The sequence below is a fragment of the Pseudomonas aestiva genome, assembly GCF_039908605.1.
GTDB lineage: Bacteria > Pseudomonadota > Gammaproteobacteria > Pseudomonadales > Pseudomonadaceae > Chryseomonas > Chryseomonas aestiva.
Window position 1 is genome coordinate 4754665 of sequence record NZ_CP150916.1, and the last position, 15124, is coordinate 4769788.

The following is a 15124-nucleotide window of genomic DNA, read 5'->3' on the forward strand; positions in this document are numbered from 1 at the left end:
GCGAAGCCCAACACGCAGATCAACCGCGGTAATACCGCTGCGGCACGAAGGGGGTCTTGGCGACCTTGACCGGCACCTGCTTGCCGCGCACCACGGCGAACAGCTGGGTATCCAGGGCGGCGAAGTCGCTGTCGACATAACCCATGGCCACTGGCGCACCCAGGGTCGGGCCGAAGCCGCCACTGGTGACACGGCCGATACTGGCGCCGCTGGCATCCACCAGCTCCGCGCCTTCGCGCACCGGCACCCGCTCCTGCACCAGCAGACCGACGCGCTTGCGGCTCACGCCCTCACGCTGCTCGGTGAAGATACGCTCGGCACCGGGGAAACCGCCGGCGCGACCGTTGCCTTCACGACGCACCTTGGACAGCGCCCACCCCAGGTTGGCCATCACCGGCGTGGTGCCGGCATCCATGTCATGGCCATAGAGGCACAGACCGGCTTCCAGGCGCAGGGAGTCGCGCGCGCCCAAGCCGATGGCCTCGACTTCCGGCTCGGCCAGCAGCTGGCGTGCCAGGGCTTCGGCGGCAGCGCTCGGCACCGAGATCTCGTAGCCGTCTTCGCCCGTGTAGCCACTGCGGCTGACGATGCAGGGCTGGTCCAGCAGCTTGACGCGGCGCACCTGCATGAAGGTCATCTCGGCCACCTCCGGCGCCAGGCGCGCCAACACCGCGGCAGCGGCGGGACCTTGCAGGGCCAGCAGGGCGCGATCGAATTGCGGCAGCACCTGGCAGCGATCGCCCAGGTGCTTTTCCAGGTGGGCGAGGTCGGCTTCCTTGCAGGCGGCATTGACCACCAGGTAGAGGCAGTCACCCAGGTTGGCGACCATGAGGTCGTCGAGGATGCCGCCGTTGTCGTCGGTCAGCAGGGCATAGCGCTGCATGCCGCTGGGCAGGTCGATGATGTCGACCGGTACCAGGGTCTCCAGCGCCTCGGCGGCTTCCTCGCCTTCGAGCATGACCTGGCCCATGTGGGACACATCGAACAACCCGGCCTGGGCGCGGGTGTGCTGGTGCTCCTTGAGCACGCCGAGCGGGTATTGCACCGGCATCTCGTAGCCGGCGAAGGGCACCATGCGGGCGCCGAGTTCCAGGTGCAGGGCGTGCAGCGAAGTCTTGAGCAGGGACATGGTGGGGCTCCGTGTCGGGTGGCGGCTTGCTCACTCCTGGCAAGAGGAGCGAGCAAGCGCTGAACTGTCGGGTCGCAACGTCTAACGCGATCGCCACCTCGGCCCTCTCCCAGGGGAAGAGAGCCGAGGGTGAGGGCCTAGGCCTCGCCGTAGGCTTCGATCGGCGGGCAGGAGCAGACCAGGTTGCGATCGCCATAGACGTTGTCGATGCGCGCCACCGGCGGCCAGTACTTGCCGTCCACCAGGCTTGGCAGCGGGAAGACCGCCTGCTCGCGGCTGTAGGGGTGGGTCCACTCGCCCGCCAGTTCGCGCGCGGTATGAGGCGCATTCTTCAGCGGGTTGTCCTGGGGATCCAGGGTGCCGGCTTCCAGGGCGCGGATCTCTTCGCGGATGGCGATCATGGCGTCGCAGAAGCGATCCAGTTCCTGCTTGGACTCGCTCTCGGTGGGCTCGATCATCAGGGTGCCGGCCACTGGGAAGGACATGGTCGGGGCATGGAAACCGAAGTCGATCAGGCGCTTGGCCACGTCGTCCACGGTCACGCCGCTGCTGTCCTTGAGCGGACGCAGGTCGAGGATGCACTCGTGGGCCACCAGGCCACCGGTGCCGCTGTAGAGCACCGGATAGTGCTCTTCCAGCCGGCGGGCGATGTAGTTGGCGCTGAGGATGGCGATTTGTGAGGCGCGGGTCAGACCGGCGCTGCCCATCATCTTCAGGTACATCCAGGAGATCGGCAGGATGCTGGCGCTGCCGTAGGGCGCCGCGCAGACCGCGCCTTCCTTGCGTTCCAGCCGGGCATGGCCGGGCAGGAAGGGCGCCAGGTGCGCTTTGACGCCAATGGGGCCGACGCCCGGACCGCCGCCGCCGTGGGGGATGCAGAAGGTCTTGTGCAGATTGAGGTGGGAGACGTCGCCGCCGAATTGGCCCGGGGCGCAGAGACCGACCATGGCGTTCATGTTGGCGCCGTCGATATAGACCTGGCCACCGTGGTCATGGACCACCTGGCAGATCTCGCGGATGGCCTCTTCGAACACCCCGTGGGTGGACGGATAGGTGATCATCAGCGCGGCCAGGCGCTCGCTGTGCTGCTCGGCCTTGGCGCGCAGGTCGTCGAGATCGACGTTGCCGCGCTTGTCGCAGGCCACCACCACCACGCGCATGTCGACCATGCTGGCGGTGGCCGGGTTGGTGCCGTGCGCCGACGCCGGGATCAGGCAGACGTCGCGCTCACTCTCACCACGGCTCGCGTGATAGGCACGGATGGCCAGCAGGCCGGCGTACTCGCCCTGGGAGCCGGCGTTGGGCTGCAGGGAGACGGCGTCATAGCCGGTGGCGGCGCAGAGCATGGCTTCCAGCTCGGTGGTGAGCTGGGCATAGCCCTCGGCCTGGTCGGCCGGGGCGAAGGGGTGGATACCGCCGAACTCGGCCCAGGTGACCGGGATCATCTCGCTGGCGGCGTTGAGCTTCATGGTGCAGGAGCCCAGCGGGATCATGGTGCGATCCAGCGCCAGGTCCTTGTCCGCCAGCTTGCGCAGGTAGCGCATCAGCTCGGTCTCGGACCTGTGGCTGGCGAACACCGGATGGGTCAGGAAGGCCGACTGGCGCTGCAGCGCCGCGGGCACTTCCACGCCCTGGGCATCGCCCAGCTCGGCGACCTGGGGTGCGGGCTTGCCGTCGGCCAGGATCTCCAGCAGTGCCTGGACGTCGGCCAGGGTGCTGGTCTCGTCCAGGGACACACCCAGCGCCTCGGCGCTGACGTCGCGCAGGTTGTAGCCACGGGCACGGGCGGCCTCGTGCAGGGCAGCGGTGCGCGCGCCGAACACCAGGGTCAGGGTGTCGAAGGCGGTGTGCTGGGTCTCGTGGCCTAGGCGCTGCAGGCCGGCGGCCAGCAGGCTGGTGAGGCGCTGCACCCGGGTGGCGATGCGGGTCAGGCCTTCGGGACCGTGGTAGACCGCGTACATGCTGGCGATGTTGGCCAGCAGTACCTGGGCGGTGCAGATGTTGCTGGTAGCCTTCTCGCGGCGGATGTGCTGCTCGCGGGTCTGCAGCGCCAGGCGATAGGCCGGGTTGCCGTGGCGGTCGATGGAGACGCCGACGACACGACCGGGCATGTCGCGCTTGTACTTGTCCTGCGTGGCGAAGTACGCCGCGTGCGGACCGCCGAAACCGAGCGGTACGCCAAAGCGCTGGGCGGTGCCGATGGCCACGTCCGCGCCCAGCTCGCCGGGCGGGGTGAGCAGGGTCAGCGCCAGCAGGTCGGCGGCCATGGCCACCAGGGCACCGGCGGCCTGGAAGGCCTGGATGCTCTCCCGGTAGTCACGGATCTCGCCGGTGGTCATGGGGTACTGGAACAGCGCACCAAAGAAGCGGCCGTGGTCCTCGATCTCGGTTTCCACGCCCACCACCACCTCGATGCCCAGGGGCTCGGCGCGGGTACGCAGGACGTCCAGGGTCTGCGGATGGCAATGCACGGATGCGAAGAAGGCGCTGGCCTTGTTTTTCGCCAGGCGTTTGCAGAAGGTCATGGCCTCGGCGGCGGCGGTGCCCTCGTCCAGCAGCGAGGCGTTGGCCACCGGCATGCCGGTGAGATCGCCTATCAGCGTCTGGAAGTTGAGCAACGCCTCTAGGCGACCCTGGGAGATCTCCGGCTGGTAGGGGGTGTAGGCGGTGTACCAGGCCGGATTTTCCAGCAGGTTGCGCAGGATCGGCGCCGGGGTGTGGGTGTTGTAGTAGCCCTGGCCGATCAGGCTCTTGAGCAGGCGATTCTTGCCGGCGATGGTGCGCAGCTCGGCCAGGGCGTCGGCTTCGGACAGCCCGGCGGGCAGGTCCAGCACGCTGGTGCCCTTGATGCTCTCGGGGATCACCTGGGCGGTCATGGCGTCCAGGGACTCGTACCCGAGCAGATTCAGCATGGCGATCTCGTCCAGCTCGCGCGGACCGATGTGGCGCGGGACGAATTCGTCGGCGGTGCTGAGGGTGTCGTGCAGCGACATGGCGGTCTTACCCCTTGATCAGTTGCTGATAGGCGGCTTCGTCGAGCAGCGCGGCGAAGGCTTCGGCATTGGCGGGCTGGAAGCGGAAGAACCAGCCGGCGTTCAGCGGATCGCTGTTGATGGTCTCGGGCGCATCGTTGAGCGCCTCGTTGACTGCCAGGACCTCGCCCGCCAGCGGCATGGTGATGTTGCTGGCGGCCTTGACCGACTCCAGCACCGCCACCTCATCACCCTGGGCGTAGCTGCGCAGCTCCGGCAGTTGCACGAAGACCAGGTCGCCGAGCGAGTCCTGAGCATAGTCGGTGATGCCGACGGTGATGCTGCCATCGGCTTCCTGACGCAGCCATTCGTGTTCTTCGGTATAGCGCAGACTCATTACCAGACTCCTGCGGACCTTTGTCCTGATGGATAGATAGGTCTGGTGGTGCAAGGGTGATGCCAGGAGTGAAGGCCAGTGTTTTCAAGGGGTTAGCTAAAGAACCCGCATTGCGCTGTAGCGAAATCGTTACAATTGACCCGCTACCCCACTACAGCCGTATCGATTAACAAACGACGTATCGAAATCGTTACGACATTAGCTATGCTCCTAGGCCTGACAGCTGGGCTGTACGCTATGGAGCAGGCTGCTCCTTATTCATGTGATGCAGACAAAGGCGGATCGAGCGTCTTGCTCGCTAATTCCCTATAGCGGTAACCCAGTCTTCGACACGCAAGCCTGGCACTCGGTCAAACTCGCGACGGTTATTGGTGACCACGATCAGGCCCATGGAGCGCGCATGTCCCGCGATCATCTGATCGTAGGGACCGATTTGCTGATCTAGTCTGGCTAATTCGGCACGCAACTGCCCGGTGTGCGCCGCGGCTTCGTGACCGTACTTCAACACCTCTAGACGCGCGGCGAAGCCTTCGATCACCGCCAGGTTACGCTCCGGGCTGGAGGACTTTTCCGCACCGTAGATCAGCTCCATCAGGGTGATCGTACTGATGCACAACTGTCCTTGGTGCCGAGTGAAGGCCTCGCGAACCGACACCGGTCGGTTCTTGATGGTGAAGATGCAGGTATTGGTGTCGAGCATGAACTTGAGCATTAGAAGCCTTCGCGCTCCTGCTCGGCGGGCTGGTCCCGTTCCGCCATGAAATCCGCTGTGACACCCTCTCCCTCGAACCAGGAATCCCAGGATTCCCCAGCCGGGGTAATGATCCTCGTGCGGCCGACAGCAACCACATCGACGCGCTTCACATCTTCGGGCAGGGCAACCGCCTTTGGCAGTCTCACCGCCTGACTGCGATTGCTTTGAAATACGGCACCTTGATCCACGATCGGCCTCCTGGGATATATCAGGTGTATATCCCATATTAGGGAAGAGGCTGGATCTGTCAATCGGCACGCTCTCGACCCTAGGCGACACGGCTGGTATAGCGCTCTCCGCGCGAATGGCACCTGGCGAAGCCTGAGCAAGAACGCCGGAGGTGGAAACGTCACCTGAGCCCGGGGCCAGATTCGGACAAGAGCACCCAACGCGAACTTCCGCCCCGCTTCGTCGGACCAAGAAGGCACAACAAGACCTCTGCCAAGCGGCTTTGCCCTCTCCCATCCTTGTCTGGAGTCTTTGTCATGGCTGTGAAAACCGTTGCCGATCTGCTCGTCGCCACCCTCGAAGCCGCTGGTGTGGACACCATCTGGGGCCTGCCGGGCGATTCGCTCAACGGCCTCACCGAAAGCCTGCGCAAGCGCGACCGTATCCGCTGGCGCGGCGTGCGGCATGAAGAAGCCGCGGCCTTCGCGGCCAGCGCCGCCGCCGACACCAGCGGGCGCCTGGCGGTCTGCGCCGGCTCCTGCGGCCCGGGCAACCTGCACCTGATCAATGGCCTGTTCGACGCCCAGCGCAGCGGTGCGCCGGTGCTGGCCATCGCCGCCCAGATTCCCTCCAGCGAGATCGGTCTGGGCTACTTCCAGGAGACCCACCCGGAGCGCCTGTTCCGCGACTGCAGCGACTTCTGCGAGGTGGTCTCCCATCCCGAGCAGCTGCCGCGCATCCTGGAAACCGCCATGCGCTCGGCCATCCTCAACCGTTCGGTGTCGGTGGTGGTGATTCCCGGCGACGTAGCCCTGGCCGAGGCGCCGATCAAGGAAGCCCAGTGGAGCGAGCCGGTGCGTCCGGTGGTGGTGCCGCCCGAGGCCGAACTGGATGCCCTGGCCGAATTGCTGGCCGGTGAAAAGCGCATCACCCTGCTCTGCGGCGCCGGTTGCGCCGGTGCCCATGCCCAGGTGGTGGCCCTGGCCGAGCGGCTGCAGGCTCCGGTGGTCCATGCCCTGCGCGGCAAGGCCCATATCGAGTATTCGAATCCCTATGGCGTGGGCATGACCGGGCTGATCGGCTTTTCCTCCGGCTATCACGCGCTCAAGGAGTGTGACCTGCTGCTGATGCTGGGCAGCAACTTCCCCTATCGCAACTTCTTCCCGGACCACGGCCGGGTGGTGCAGATCGACGTGCGCGGTGCCCACCTGGGCGTCCGCACTCCCCTGCTCAAGGGCCTGGTGGGCGATGTCCGTGCCACCTTGGACGCCCTCTTGCCGCGGCTCAAGCCCAACGGCCACGGCCGCTTCCTGGAAAAGGCCCAGCAGCACTACCGCAAGACCCGCGCCGAGCTGGACGAACTGGCTACCGCTACGGCCGATGGCGAGCCGCTGCATCCGCAGTATGTCACCACCCGCGTCAGCGAACTGGCCGCGGCGGACGCTCTCTTCACCTGCGACGTCGGCACGCCCACGGTGTGGGCCGCACGTTATCTGGCGATGAATTTCGAACGCAAGCTGGCCGGCTCCTTCAGCCACGGCTCCATGGCCAACGCCCTGCCCCAGGCCATGGGTCTGCAGGCGGCCTATCCCGGGCGACAGGTGGTGGCCCTGGCCGGCGACGGTGGGTTGTCCATGCTGCTGGGCGAACTGGCGACCCTGGCCAGCGAAAAGCTGCCGGTCAAGGTCATCGTCTACGACAACGCTTCCCTGGGCTTCGTCGCGATGGAGATGAAGGCCGCCGGCATGATTGATGAGACTACGGACCTTGGTGGCGTCAACTTTGCCCAGGTAGCCGAGGCCTGCGGCGTGCGCGGCTGGAAAGTGGAGTCGGCCAGTCTGCTCGACGCCACCCTGGAAGAGGCCTTCGCCCATCCCGGTCCGGCGCTGGTGGACGTGCGCATCGCCAAGCAGGAGCTGTCGCTGCCACCGAAGATCGAGGCCGCCCAGGCCAAGGGCTTCAGCCTCTACATGCTGCGCGCGGTGATGAGTGGTCGCGGCAGCGAGGTGGTGGATCTGGCCAAGACCAACGTGCTGCGCTGATCCGGACGCCCGCGGCGTTCAGCGCCGCGGGATGCCGTAACGCCGCAGGCGCATGGCGATGGCCGAGTGGGATGTCTGCAGGCGCGCGGCCAGCTGGCGACTGGACGGATACTGCGGATAGAGCCGCTCCAGCAGCGCCGCCTCGTAGCCCTGGACGGCGGCCTCCAGGGTGCTGACCTCGGTCTCGACCTGGCCGGCCACCGCGGTGCCGGCCAGGTCGAGGTCGTCGACGTCGATCTGGCCACTCTCGCTGATGGCGGCGGCGCGAAAGAGGATGTTCTGCAATTGCCGTACGTTGCCCGGCCAGGCGTTGCCCAGCAGCACGCCATAGGTGGCCGGGGCCAGGCGACACGGCGGCCGACCGATCTGGGCGCAGGCCTGCTGCAGGAAGTGCCGCGCCAGCAGCAGGATGTCCTGGCCACGCTCGCGCAACGCCGGCACCTGCAGGCTGAGCACATTGAGGCGATAGAAGAGGTCTTCGCGAAAGGTGCCGGCCGCGACCATGGCCTGCAGATCGCGATGGGTGGCGGCGAGAATGCGCACATTGACCTTGGTTTCCTGGGCCCCGCCAACGCGGCGAAACGTGCCATCCGAGAGGAACCGCAGCAACTTGGCCTGCAGATAGGGCGACATTTCCCCGACCTCATCCAGAAACACCGTGCCCTGGTCGGCCAGCTCCAGCAGGCCCGGCTTGCCGCCGCGCTGGGCGCCGGTGAAGGCGCCCGGGGCATAGCCGAACAGTTCGCTCTCGGCCAGGCTCTCCGGCAGGGCCGCGCAGTTCAGCGCCAGAAAGGGCGCCTCGCGGCGGGCGCTGGCGGCGTGGCAAGCACGCGCGACCAGTTCCTTGCCGGTGCCGGTCTCGCCGAGGATGAGCAACGGCGCCTCTAGGGCCGCCAATCGCTGGGCCCGGGCCTTAAGGGTGCGGATGGCGGCGCAGTCGCCGAGCAGCGAATCGAAGCCTTCGGGGGTGTCATGGCGCAGCGCCGAGAGGCGGCCGCCGATGCGACTGGGCGCATAGAGGGTCAGCAGCCCGCCGGCCAGTCCGCCTACGGGTTCGCCGATGGGGGTGGCGTCCAGCAGCAGCGCCTGGCCGCGCAGCACCACTTCGCGCAACGGCAGGCGAAAGCCCTGGTCCAGCAGTTCAGTGGGCAATTCGCTGTCGTTGAAGAGTTCGGCCAGGGTATTGCCGGCGCCTTCGCCCGCCAGGGCGGCAAAGGCCGGATTGGCCAGCAGGATACGGCCTTCGCCGTCCACCGCCAGCACCGGGTCGGCCATGGCGGCGAGCAAGGCGTCGAGCTGCAGTGAACGCCGCTGGCCGGGCAGGATGTCCACCACCCGCACCGCCTCGACCCCCACCACGGTGAGCAAGGCGGCGCGCAACTCCTCCAGCACCGCCGCGCTCAGGGTCGGCGCATCGATGTAGACGTTGGGGGGCACCATCTCCACGGCGTCCAGGTTGAGATTGCGCGCACCGAGCAATGCCAGGACTTCCTGGGTGATGCCGACACGATCGATGAACGACACATGGATACGCATGGAAACCCTGGGGTCTGAAAGCGAAAGGGCTAATGCTACCCAAATGCTCGGGGTAGAATCATTTCTCATTTACCAGGCGGGACCGCCATGACCCATAAAGACCCTCTTCTGCTCGATCAGCAGCTGTGCTTCGCGCTTTACTCCACCTCGCTGGCCATGACCAAGGTGTACAAGCCGCTGCTCGAGGAGGTGGGCCTGACCTACCCGCAGTACCTGATGATGCTGGTGCTCTGGGAAAACGACCGTCTGCCGCTTAAGGAGCTGGCGCGTCGGCTGCACCAGGATTCCGGCGCCCTCACCCCGGTGCTAAAGCGCCTGGAAGCTGAGGGCTACGTGACCCGGCAACGCAATGCCGAGGACGAGCGTAACCTGTCCATCGAGCTGACCGAGTCTGGCCGAAACCTGCGCGAGCGGGCGCGGAAGATCAACAGCACTATCAGCGGCTACTGCGCTCTGGGTGACGCGGAAATGACCCGGCTGCGCGAAAATCTGATGACCCTGCGCGCCAAGCTGGAACGTTGATCCTCGCCGACCGCTGCCATTGGTCGGCTGCCTCCGAAAATATATTTGCGCGATAACTAATATCGCGATAACTTAAGTCCGTACCCGGGCCAGCCTTTCGGTAACGGCCCAAGCATACAGTTATCGCGATACGTAAATAGGAGCACGCCATGAACATCCTCTATACCGCTTCCGCAACCAGTACCGGTGGCCGCGACGGCCGTTCCATCAGCAGCGACAAGGCCCTGGACGTGCAGCTGTCCACGCCAAAGGAGCTGGGCGGCGCCGGTGGTGCCGGCACCAACCCCGAGCAGCTCTTCGCCGCCGGCTACTCGGCCTGCTTCATCGGCGCGCTCAAATTCGTCGGCGCCAAGGAAAAGATCGCCGTGCCGGCTGACGTCAGCGTGACCGCCCAGGTCGGCATCGGCCCGATCCCCACCGGCTTCGCCCTGGACGTCGAGCTCGTCGTCAGCCTGCCGGGCCTGGAGCGCGCCGTGGCCGAAGACCTGGTCGAGAAAGCCCACCTGGTCTGCCCCTACTCCAACGCCACCCGCGGCAACGTGGACGTGCGCCTGACCCTGGCCTAAGGGTCGCGGCACCCCAGGCGCCTCAGCCGAGGCGCCCGGCCTTTCCCGTTCGAGGAGTCATCTGTCATGCGTACCGTCTCTCGTTTGCTTGGCCTGTCCGCACTCACCCTGGCCCTGGGCAGCGCCTTCGCCGCGCCCCAGCCCGATCCCGCCCTGGAGCGCACCACCCAGGGCTTCGTCGATGCCCTGAACGGCAGCGGTGGCCAACCGCTGGAAACCCTGAGCCCCAAGGACGCCCGCGCGGTGCTGTCCGGCGCCCAGTCCGGCGTCAAGGTCGACCTCTCGGGGGTCAAGACCAGCGAAAAGACCATCCAGGTCGACGGCAAGCCGCTGCAGCTGACCATCGTCCGCCCGGCCAACGCCAAGGGGCAGACGCCAGCCTTCATGTTCTTCCACGGTGGCGGCTGGGTCTTGGGTGACTTCCCCACCCACCAGCGGCTGGTGCGTGACCTAGTGGTGGCCTCCGGTGCCACGGCGGTGTTCGTCAATTACACTCCGAGCCCGGAAGCCCACTTCCCGGTGGCCATCAACCAGGCCTATGCCGCGACGAAATGGGTCGCCGAGCATGGCAAGGAGATCGACGTCGACGGCAGCCGCCTGGCGGTGGCCGGCAACAGCGTCGGCGGCAACATGGCCGCGGTGGTCAGCCTGATGGCCAAGGACAAGGGCACGCCCACGCTGCGTTACCAGGTGCTGTTCTGGCCGGTGACCGATGCCAGCTTCGACAATGGCTCCTACCAGACCTACGCCGAGGGCCGCTTCCTCACCCGCAACATGATGAAGTGGTTCTGGGACAACTACACCACCAGCGAAACCGAGCGCGCCAACATCTATGCCTCGCCGTTGCGGGCCAGCGAGGCCCAGCTCAAGGGCCTGCCGCCGGCGCTGGTGCAGACCGCCGAGAACGATGTGCTACGTGACGAAGGCGAGGCCTATGCGCGCAAGCTCAACGCGGCCGGTGTCGATGTCGTGCAGGTGCGCTACAACGGCATGATCCACGATTATGGCCTGCTCAACGTCCTGGCCAAGGTACCTGAGGTTCAGGCCTCCCTTGCCCAGGCTGGCCAGTTGCTCAAGCGGCATCTGCAGTAAGGCTCCAGGCGGTAACCCGGGTGGCTTCTGCAGAGAAGCCACCTTTTTTCCTTCAGGCCTGCTCCCCCAGCGCGGCGAAGCGCTCCGCCAGCCAGCCATGCAGCTGCCGCACGGCGGGTGAAAATTGCCGCCGGTGCGGGCAGAACAGTTGCAGCGGCAGGGCCTCGCCAGGCTGGTCGGGCAACACCCGCACCAGCCGTCCGGTCTCGAGATCGTCGCGCATGTCCAGCCAGGACTTGTAGACGATGCCCTCCCCGGCCACCGCCCAGCGCCGCACCACCTCCGCATCGTCGCTCTGCAAGGGCCCGCTGACACCGACCTGCCGCTGGCCACCCTCGGGCAGCGGAAAGCTCCATTTGTCATAGGTACGACCATGCAGCTGGTAGAGCAGGCAGGCATGCCCGACCAGGTCATCCAGGCAGCGGGGCGTACCCTGGCGCGCCAGGTAGGCCGGAGCCGCCGCCAGCAGCCGGCGGTTGTCAGGGGCGAGTGGCAGGGCGACCAGGCTGTCGTCCTGGCTGCGGCCGTAGCGGATGGCGATGTCCACCGGATCGCGATAGACGTCGGCCTGCTGGTCCGAGACGTACAGCCTGAGGGTCAGGCCGGGATGCCGCTGGCGAAACTCGGCCAGCCAGGGCAGCAAGAGATTGCGCCCCAGATCCGAAGGCGCCGCCACCTGCAGCACACCCCGCAATTCCGGGCTCTCCCCCTGCAGCCGCTCGCGTCCTTCGCGCAAGGTCTCCAGCACCTCCCGGGCATAGGGCAGATAGGCCTCGCCCTCGGCGGTGAGCCTCAGGCTGCGGGTCGAGCGAGCGAACAGGCGAATGCCTAGTTCGCGCTCCAGCCGCCCGATGGCGGCGCTCACCTGGCCCGGCAACAGGTCTGCCTCGCGGGCGGCGCGGGAAAAGCTGCCCAGGGCGGCGGAGCGCACGAAGAGCCCGAGGTCGTCGAAGCGGATCATTTTCACTCCTGCAGTGAAGGTGCTATCCGATTCTGCCGCTTTTTCCGACCGACAATGAAGACGACCATGGCCTCACGTTTCTCATCGTACCAAGGAATCCGCCCATGAAAGCCATCATCCACGGTGACACCACCCTGCCCGCCAGCGATCCCCGCGCCCTGCAGGACGCGGTGCTGCCCGATCCCACGCCCGAGGCCCACGACCTGCTGGTAGAGGTCCGTGCCGTGTCGGTTAATCCGGTCGACACCAAGGTGCGCCAGGGCTTGGTGCAGCGGGAGTCCAAGGTGCTGGGCTGGGACGTCTCCGGTGTGGTTCGCGCCGTGGGCAGCGCCGTCAGCCGCTTCGCCGTGGGAGAGGAGGTCTACTATGCCGGCGAACTGTTCCGTCCCGGCTGCAACAGCGAGCTGCACCTGGTCGACGAACACCTGGCCGGGCACAAGCCCAGGAGCCTGGATCACGCCCAGGCCGCTGCCCTGCCGCTGACCGCCATCACCGCCTGGGAATTGCTGTTCGACCGTCTCGGCGCAACCGAGGGCGGCGGCGCGGACCAGCAGTTGCTGGTGATGGGCGCTGCAGGCGGCGTCGGCTCCGTGCTGGTCCAACTGGCCCGCCAACTCACCGAGCTGACCGTGATCGGCACCGCCTCGCGGCAGGAAACCCAGGACTGGGTGCGTACCCTCGGCGCCCATCACGTCATCGATCACCACCAGCCGCTGCGGCCCCAACTCGAAGCCCTAGGTCTGGATGGTGTGACCCTGGTCGCCAGCCTCACCCACACCGATGTGCATTTCACCCAATTGGTGGATGTCCTGCGGCCCCAGGGTCGTCTGGGCGTGATCGACGATCCGGCGCAACTCGACGTGGTGCCGATGAAGGCCAAGTCGCTGTCGCTGCACTGGGAACTGATGTTCACCCGCTCGCTGTTCCAGACCCCGGACAAGGTGCGCCAGCACGAGATCCTCGAACGCGTCGCCGGGCTGATCGACCAAGGCACCCTCAAGACCACCCTGGGCGAGCACCTGGGCCGGATCGATGCCGCCAACCTGCGCCGCGCCCATGCCCAGCTGGAAAGCCACCAGGCCCGCGGCAAGCTCGTGCTGGAGGGTTTCTGATGCCTCGCTTCAGCGCCCTGACCCTCGCCGTCGCCCTGGCCGTGGGTAGCCTGACGGGCCAGGCCGCGCCGCTGCCCCAGGAGCGCACCCTTGGCCAGCTGGAGCAGGTCTTCGCCTTCCACGACGCCATGCCCACCGGGGTCACCGTCAGCGAGACCGGTCGGATCTTCGTCAACTATCCCCGCTGGGGCGACGAGGTGCCCTTCACCGTGGCCGAACTCAAGGACGGCAAGGCCGTGCCCTACCCGGACGCCGCGTTGAACGTCGAGACCCCGGGCCAGCCGGGCAAGGGCTTCATCAGCGTGCAGAGCGTGGTGGCCGATGGTCGGGGGCACCTCTGGGTGCTGGACACCGCCGCCCCCGGCTTCGCCGCGCCCAAGGCCGGCGGCGTCAAGCTGGTGGCCATCGACCTCAAGACCAACAAGGTCGCCAGGACCCTGGTCTTCCCCGCCTCGGTGCTCCAGCCCAAGAGCTACGTCAATGACGTGCGCTTCGACTTTCGCGTCGGTCGGGCCGGGGTGGCCTATGTCACCGACTCGGCGCCGCCGGGCGGCCTGATCATCCTCGACCTCGCCACCGGCCAGGCCCAGCGGCGCCTGACCGGCGCGCCCCAGGCCAACGTCGATCCCAGCTTCGTACCGGTGGTGGAAGGCGAGCCGCTGCTGATGCGGCGTCCCGACGGCAGCAAGGTCCGCCCGGCCATCGCCAGCGACGGCATCGCCCTCTCGCCGGACGGCGGCACCCTCTACTTCAGCCCGCTGTCCAGTCGCCATCTCTATGCCGTACCCACCGCCCTGCTGCGTGATGCCAAGGCGAGCGAGGCCCAGGTCCGCGCCGGGGTGCAGGATCTCGGCGAAAAGGGCGCCTCCGACGGCCTCGAAGCCGATGCCCAGGGCCGCGTCTATGCCGGCGACTACGAGCACAACGCCGTGCGCCAGCGCCAGGCCGACGGCAGCTGGAAGACCCTGGTCCACGATCCGCGCGTGCTCTGGCCCGACACCTTCAGCATCGGTCCGGACGGCTACCTGTACTTCACCGCCAACCAGCTCCATCGCCAGGCCCAGTTCCACGATAGAAAAGACCTGCGCGAGAAGCCCTACAGCCTGTTCCGCGTCAAGATCGACGCCAAGCCGGCCCCTACCCACTGATCCGATCAGGAGTTATCCATGCAGCTGTCCCAGATCGCCCGCACCCGTTACACCACCAAGGCCTTCGACGGCTCCCGCAGCATCCCGGCCGAGCAGGTAGAGGAACTGCTGGAGCTGCTGCGCCAGGCGCCCTCCTCGGTCAACTCGCAGCCGTGGCACTTCGTGGTCGCGGCCAGCGCCGAGGCCAAGGCCCGCATCGCCCGTGGCATGCAGAGTCCCTACAACGAACCCAAGGTGCTACCGGCCTCCCACGTCATCGTGCTCTGCACCCGCCTGGAGATGACCGAAGGCCATCTGGCCCAGGTGCTGGAGCAGGAAGCCCAGGACGGTCGCTTCGCCAAGCCTGAAGCCCGCGCCACCCAGGACGGTACCCGCCGCCACTTCGTCGATCTGCATCGTCATGAGCGCCAGGACGTGCAGCACTGGATGGAGAAGCAGACCTACCTCGCGCTGGGCACCTTGCTGCTCGGTGCCGCCGCGCTGGGCATCGATGCCACCCCCATGGAGGGCTTCGACGCCAACAGCCTGGATCAGGAACTGGGTCTGCGCGAGCAGGGCTACACCGCCCTGGTGGTGGTCGGCCTGGGCTATCGCGGCGAAAGCGACTTCAACGCCGCCCTGCCCAAGTCCCGCCTGACCCGCGAACAGGTCTTCACCTTCCTGTAGGACAGGCCTCCGTAGCGTGGATAACGGCGCAGCCTTATCCACAGAGCGAACCGGTAGCC

General features: G+C 66.8%; 14 protein-coding genes. 7 read left to right on the top strand and 7 right to left on the bottom strand.

Annotated features, from left to right (window positions below; all coding sequences use genetic code 11):
- Positions 1 to 19 precede the first annotated feature (19 nt).
- The 5 genes from gcvT to AABM56_RS22065 all read right to left on the bottom strand — a co-directional run bounded on the left by gcvT (position 20) and on the right by AABM56_RS22065 (position 5440).
- Positions 20 to 1129, bottom strand: a complete 1110-nt coding sequence (gene gcvT / locus AABM56_RS22045) for a glycine cleavage system aminomethyltransferase GcvT (protein ID WP_133860045.1) — start codon at positions 1127 to 1129, stop codon at positions 20 to 22.
- Positions 1130 to 1266: 137 nt separating this feature from the next.
- The gene (gene gcvP, locus AABM56_RS22050; protein ID WP_133860046.1) at positions 1267 to 4122 is read right to left on the bottom strand and encodes an aminomethyl-transferring glycine dehydrogenase; all 2856 of its coding nucleotides are present in this window, start codon (positions 4120 to 4122) and stop codon (positions 1267 to 1269) included.
- Positions 4123 to 4129: 7 nt separating this feature from the next.
- Positions 4130 to 4498 carry a glycine cleavage system protein GcvH gene (gcvH, locus tag AABM56_RS22055; RefSeq protein WP_133860047.1) on the bottom strand — a complete coding sequence of 123 codons (369 nt, stop codon included), beginning with the start codon at positions 4496 to 4498 and terminating at the stop codon, positions 4130 to 4132.
- 298 nt (positions 4499 to 4796) lie between these two features.
- Positions 4797 to 5210 (bottom strand): tRNA(fMet)-specific endonuclease VapC, encoded by a 414-nt coding sequence (gene vapC / locus AABM56_RS22060; protein ID WP_347883709.1) that lies wholly within the window; start codon positions 5208 to 5210, stop codon positions 4797 to 4799.
- A complete protein-coding gene (locus tag AABM56_RS22065; RefSeq protein ID WP_007159939.1) occupies positions 5210 to 5440 on the bottom strand; it encodes an AbrB/MazE/SpoVT family DNA-binding domain-containing protein in 231 nt (76 codons plus the stop codon). Before AABM56_RS22065 ends, vapC begins: the two co-directional genes overlap by 1 nt.
- A gap of 297 nt (positions 5441 to 5737) precedes the next feature.
- Here AABM56_RS22065 and poxB point away from each other — a divergent pair, with 297 nt between their 5' ends.
- Positions 5738 to 7462 (top strand): ubiquinone-dependent pyruvate dehydrogenase, encoded by a 1725-nt coding sequence (poxB, locus tag AABM56_RS22070; protein WP_308708771.1) that lies wholly within the window; start codon positions 5738 to 5740, stop codon positions 7460 to 7462.
- Positions 7463 to 7480: 18 nt separating this feature from the next.
- On the opposite strand, the gene AABM56_RS22075 is transcribed toward poxB, so the two are convergent.
- Positions 7481 to 8998 (bottom strand): sigma-54-dependent transcriptional regulator, encoded by a 1518-nt coding sequence (locus AABM56_RS22075; RefSeq protein ID WP_133860051.1) that lies wholly within the window; start codon positions 8996 to 8998, stop codon positions 7481 to 7483.
- A gap of 87 nt (positions 8999 to 9085) precedes the next feature.
- Here AABM56_RS22075 and AABM56_RS22080 point away from each other — a divergent pair, with 87 nt between their 5' ends.
- From AABM56_RS22080 to AABM56_RS22090, 3 genes are all read left to right on the top strand, one after another.
- The gene (locus AABM56_RS22080; protein WP_263258642.1) at positions 9086 to 9520 is read left to right on the top strand and encodes a MarR family winged helix-turn-helix transcriptional regulator; all 435 of its coding nucleotides are present in this window, start codon (positions 9086 to 9088) and stop codon (positions 9518 to 9520) included.
- Positions 9521 to 9669: 149 nt separating this feature from the next.
- Complete coding sequence (locus AABM56_RS22085) at positions 9670 to 10086, top strand: organic hydroperoxide resistance protein (RefSeq protein WP_263258641.1); 417 nt, start codon at positions 9670 to 9672, stop codon at positions 10084 to 10086.
- Positions 10087 to 10152: 66 nt separating this feature from the next.
- Complete coding sequence (locus AABM56_RS22090; RefSeq protein WP_263258640.1) at positions 10153 to 11178, top strand: alpha/beta hydrolase; 1026 nt, start codon at positions 10153 to 10155, stop codon at positions 11176 to 11178.
- Positions 11179 to 11230: 52 nt separating this feature from the next.
- On the opposite strand, the gene AABM56_RS22095 is transcribed toward AABM56_RS22090, so the two are convergent.
- Positions 11231 to 12139 carry a LysR family transcriptional regulator gene (locus tag AABM56_RS22095; protein ID WP_263258639.1) on the bottom strand — a complete coding sequence of 303 codons (909 nt, stop codon included), beginning with the start codon at positions 12137 to 12139 and terminating at the stop codon, positions 11231 to 11233.
- A gap of 104 nt (positions 12140 to 12243) precedes the next feature.
- On the opposite strand from AABM56_RS22095, the gene AABM56_RS22100 reads away from it, so the two are divergent.
- Genes AABM56_RS22100 through nfsB form a run of 3 tightly spaced genes read left to right on the top strand, consistent with a single transcriptional unit; the run spans position 12244 to position 15065 of the window.
- Positions 12244 to 13251 (top strand): zinc-binding alcohol dehydrogenase family protein, encoded by a 1008-nt coding sequence (locus AABM56_RS22100; protein ID WP_263258638.1) that lies wholly within the window; start codon positions 12244 to 12246, stop codon positions 13249 to 13251.
- Positions 13251 to 14399 (top strand): L-dopachrome tautomerase-related protein, encoded by a 1149-nt coding sequence (locus tag AABM56_RS22105; protein WP_347883710.1) that lies wholly within the window; start codon positions 13251 to 13253, stop codon positions 14397 to 14399. Before AABM56_RS22100 ends, AABM56_RS22105 begins: the two co-directional genes overlap by 1 nt.
- Positions 14400 to 14417: 18 nt before the next feature.
- Positions 14418 to 15065 carry an oxygen-insensitive NAD(P)H nitroreductase gene (gene nfsB, locus AABM56_RS22110; RefSeq protein WP_231357233.1) on the top strand — a complete coding sequence of 216 codons (648 nt, stop codon included), beginning with the start codon at positions 14418 to 14420 and terminating at the stop codon, positions 15063 to 15065.
- The last annotated feature ends 59 nt before the right edge of the window (positions 15066 to 15124 follow it).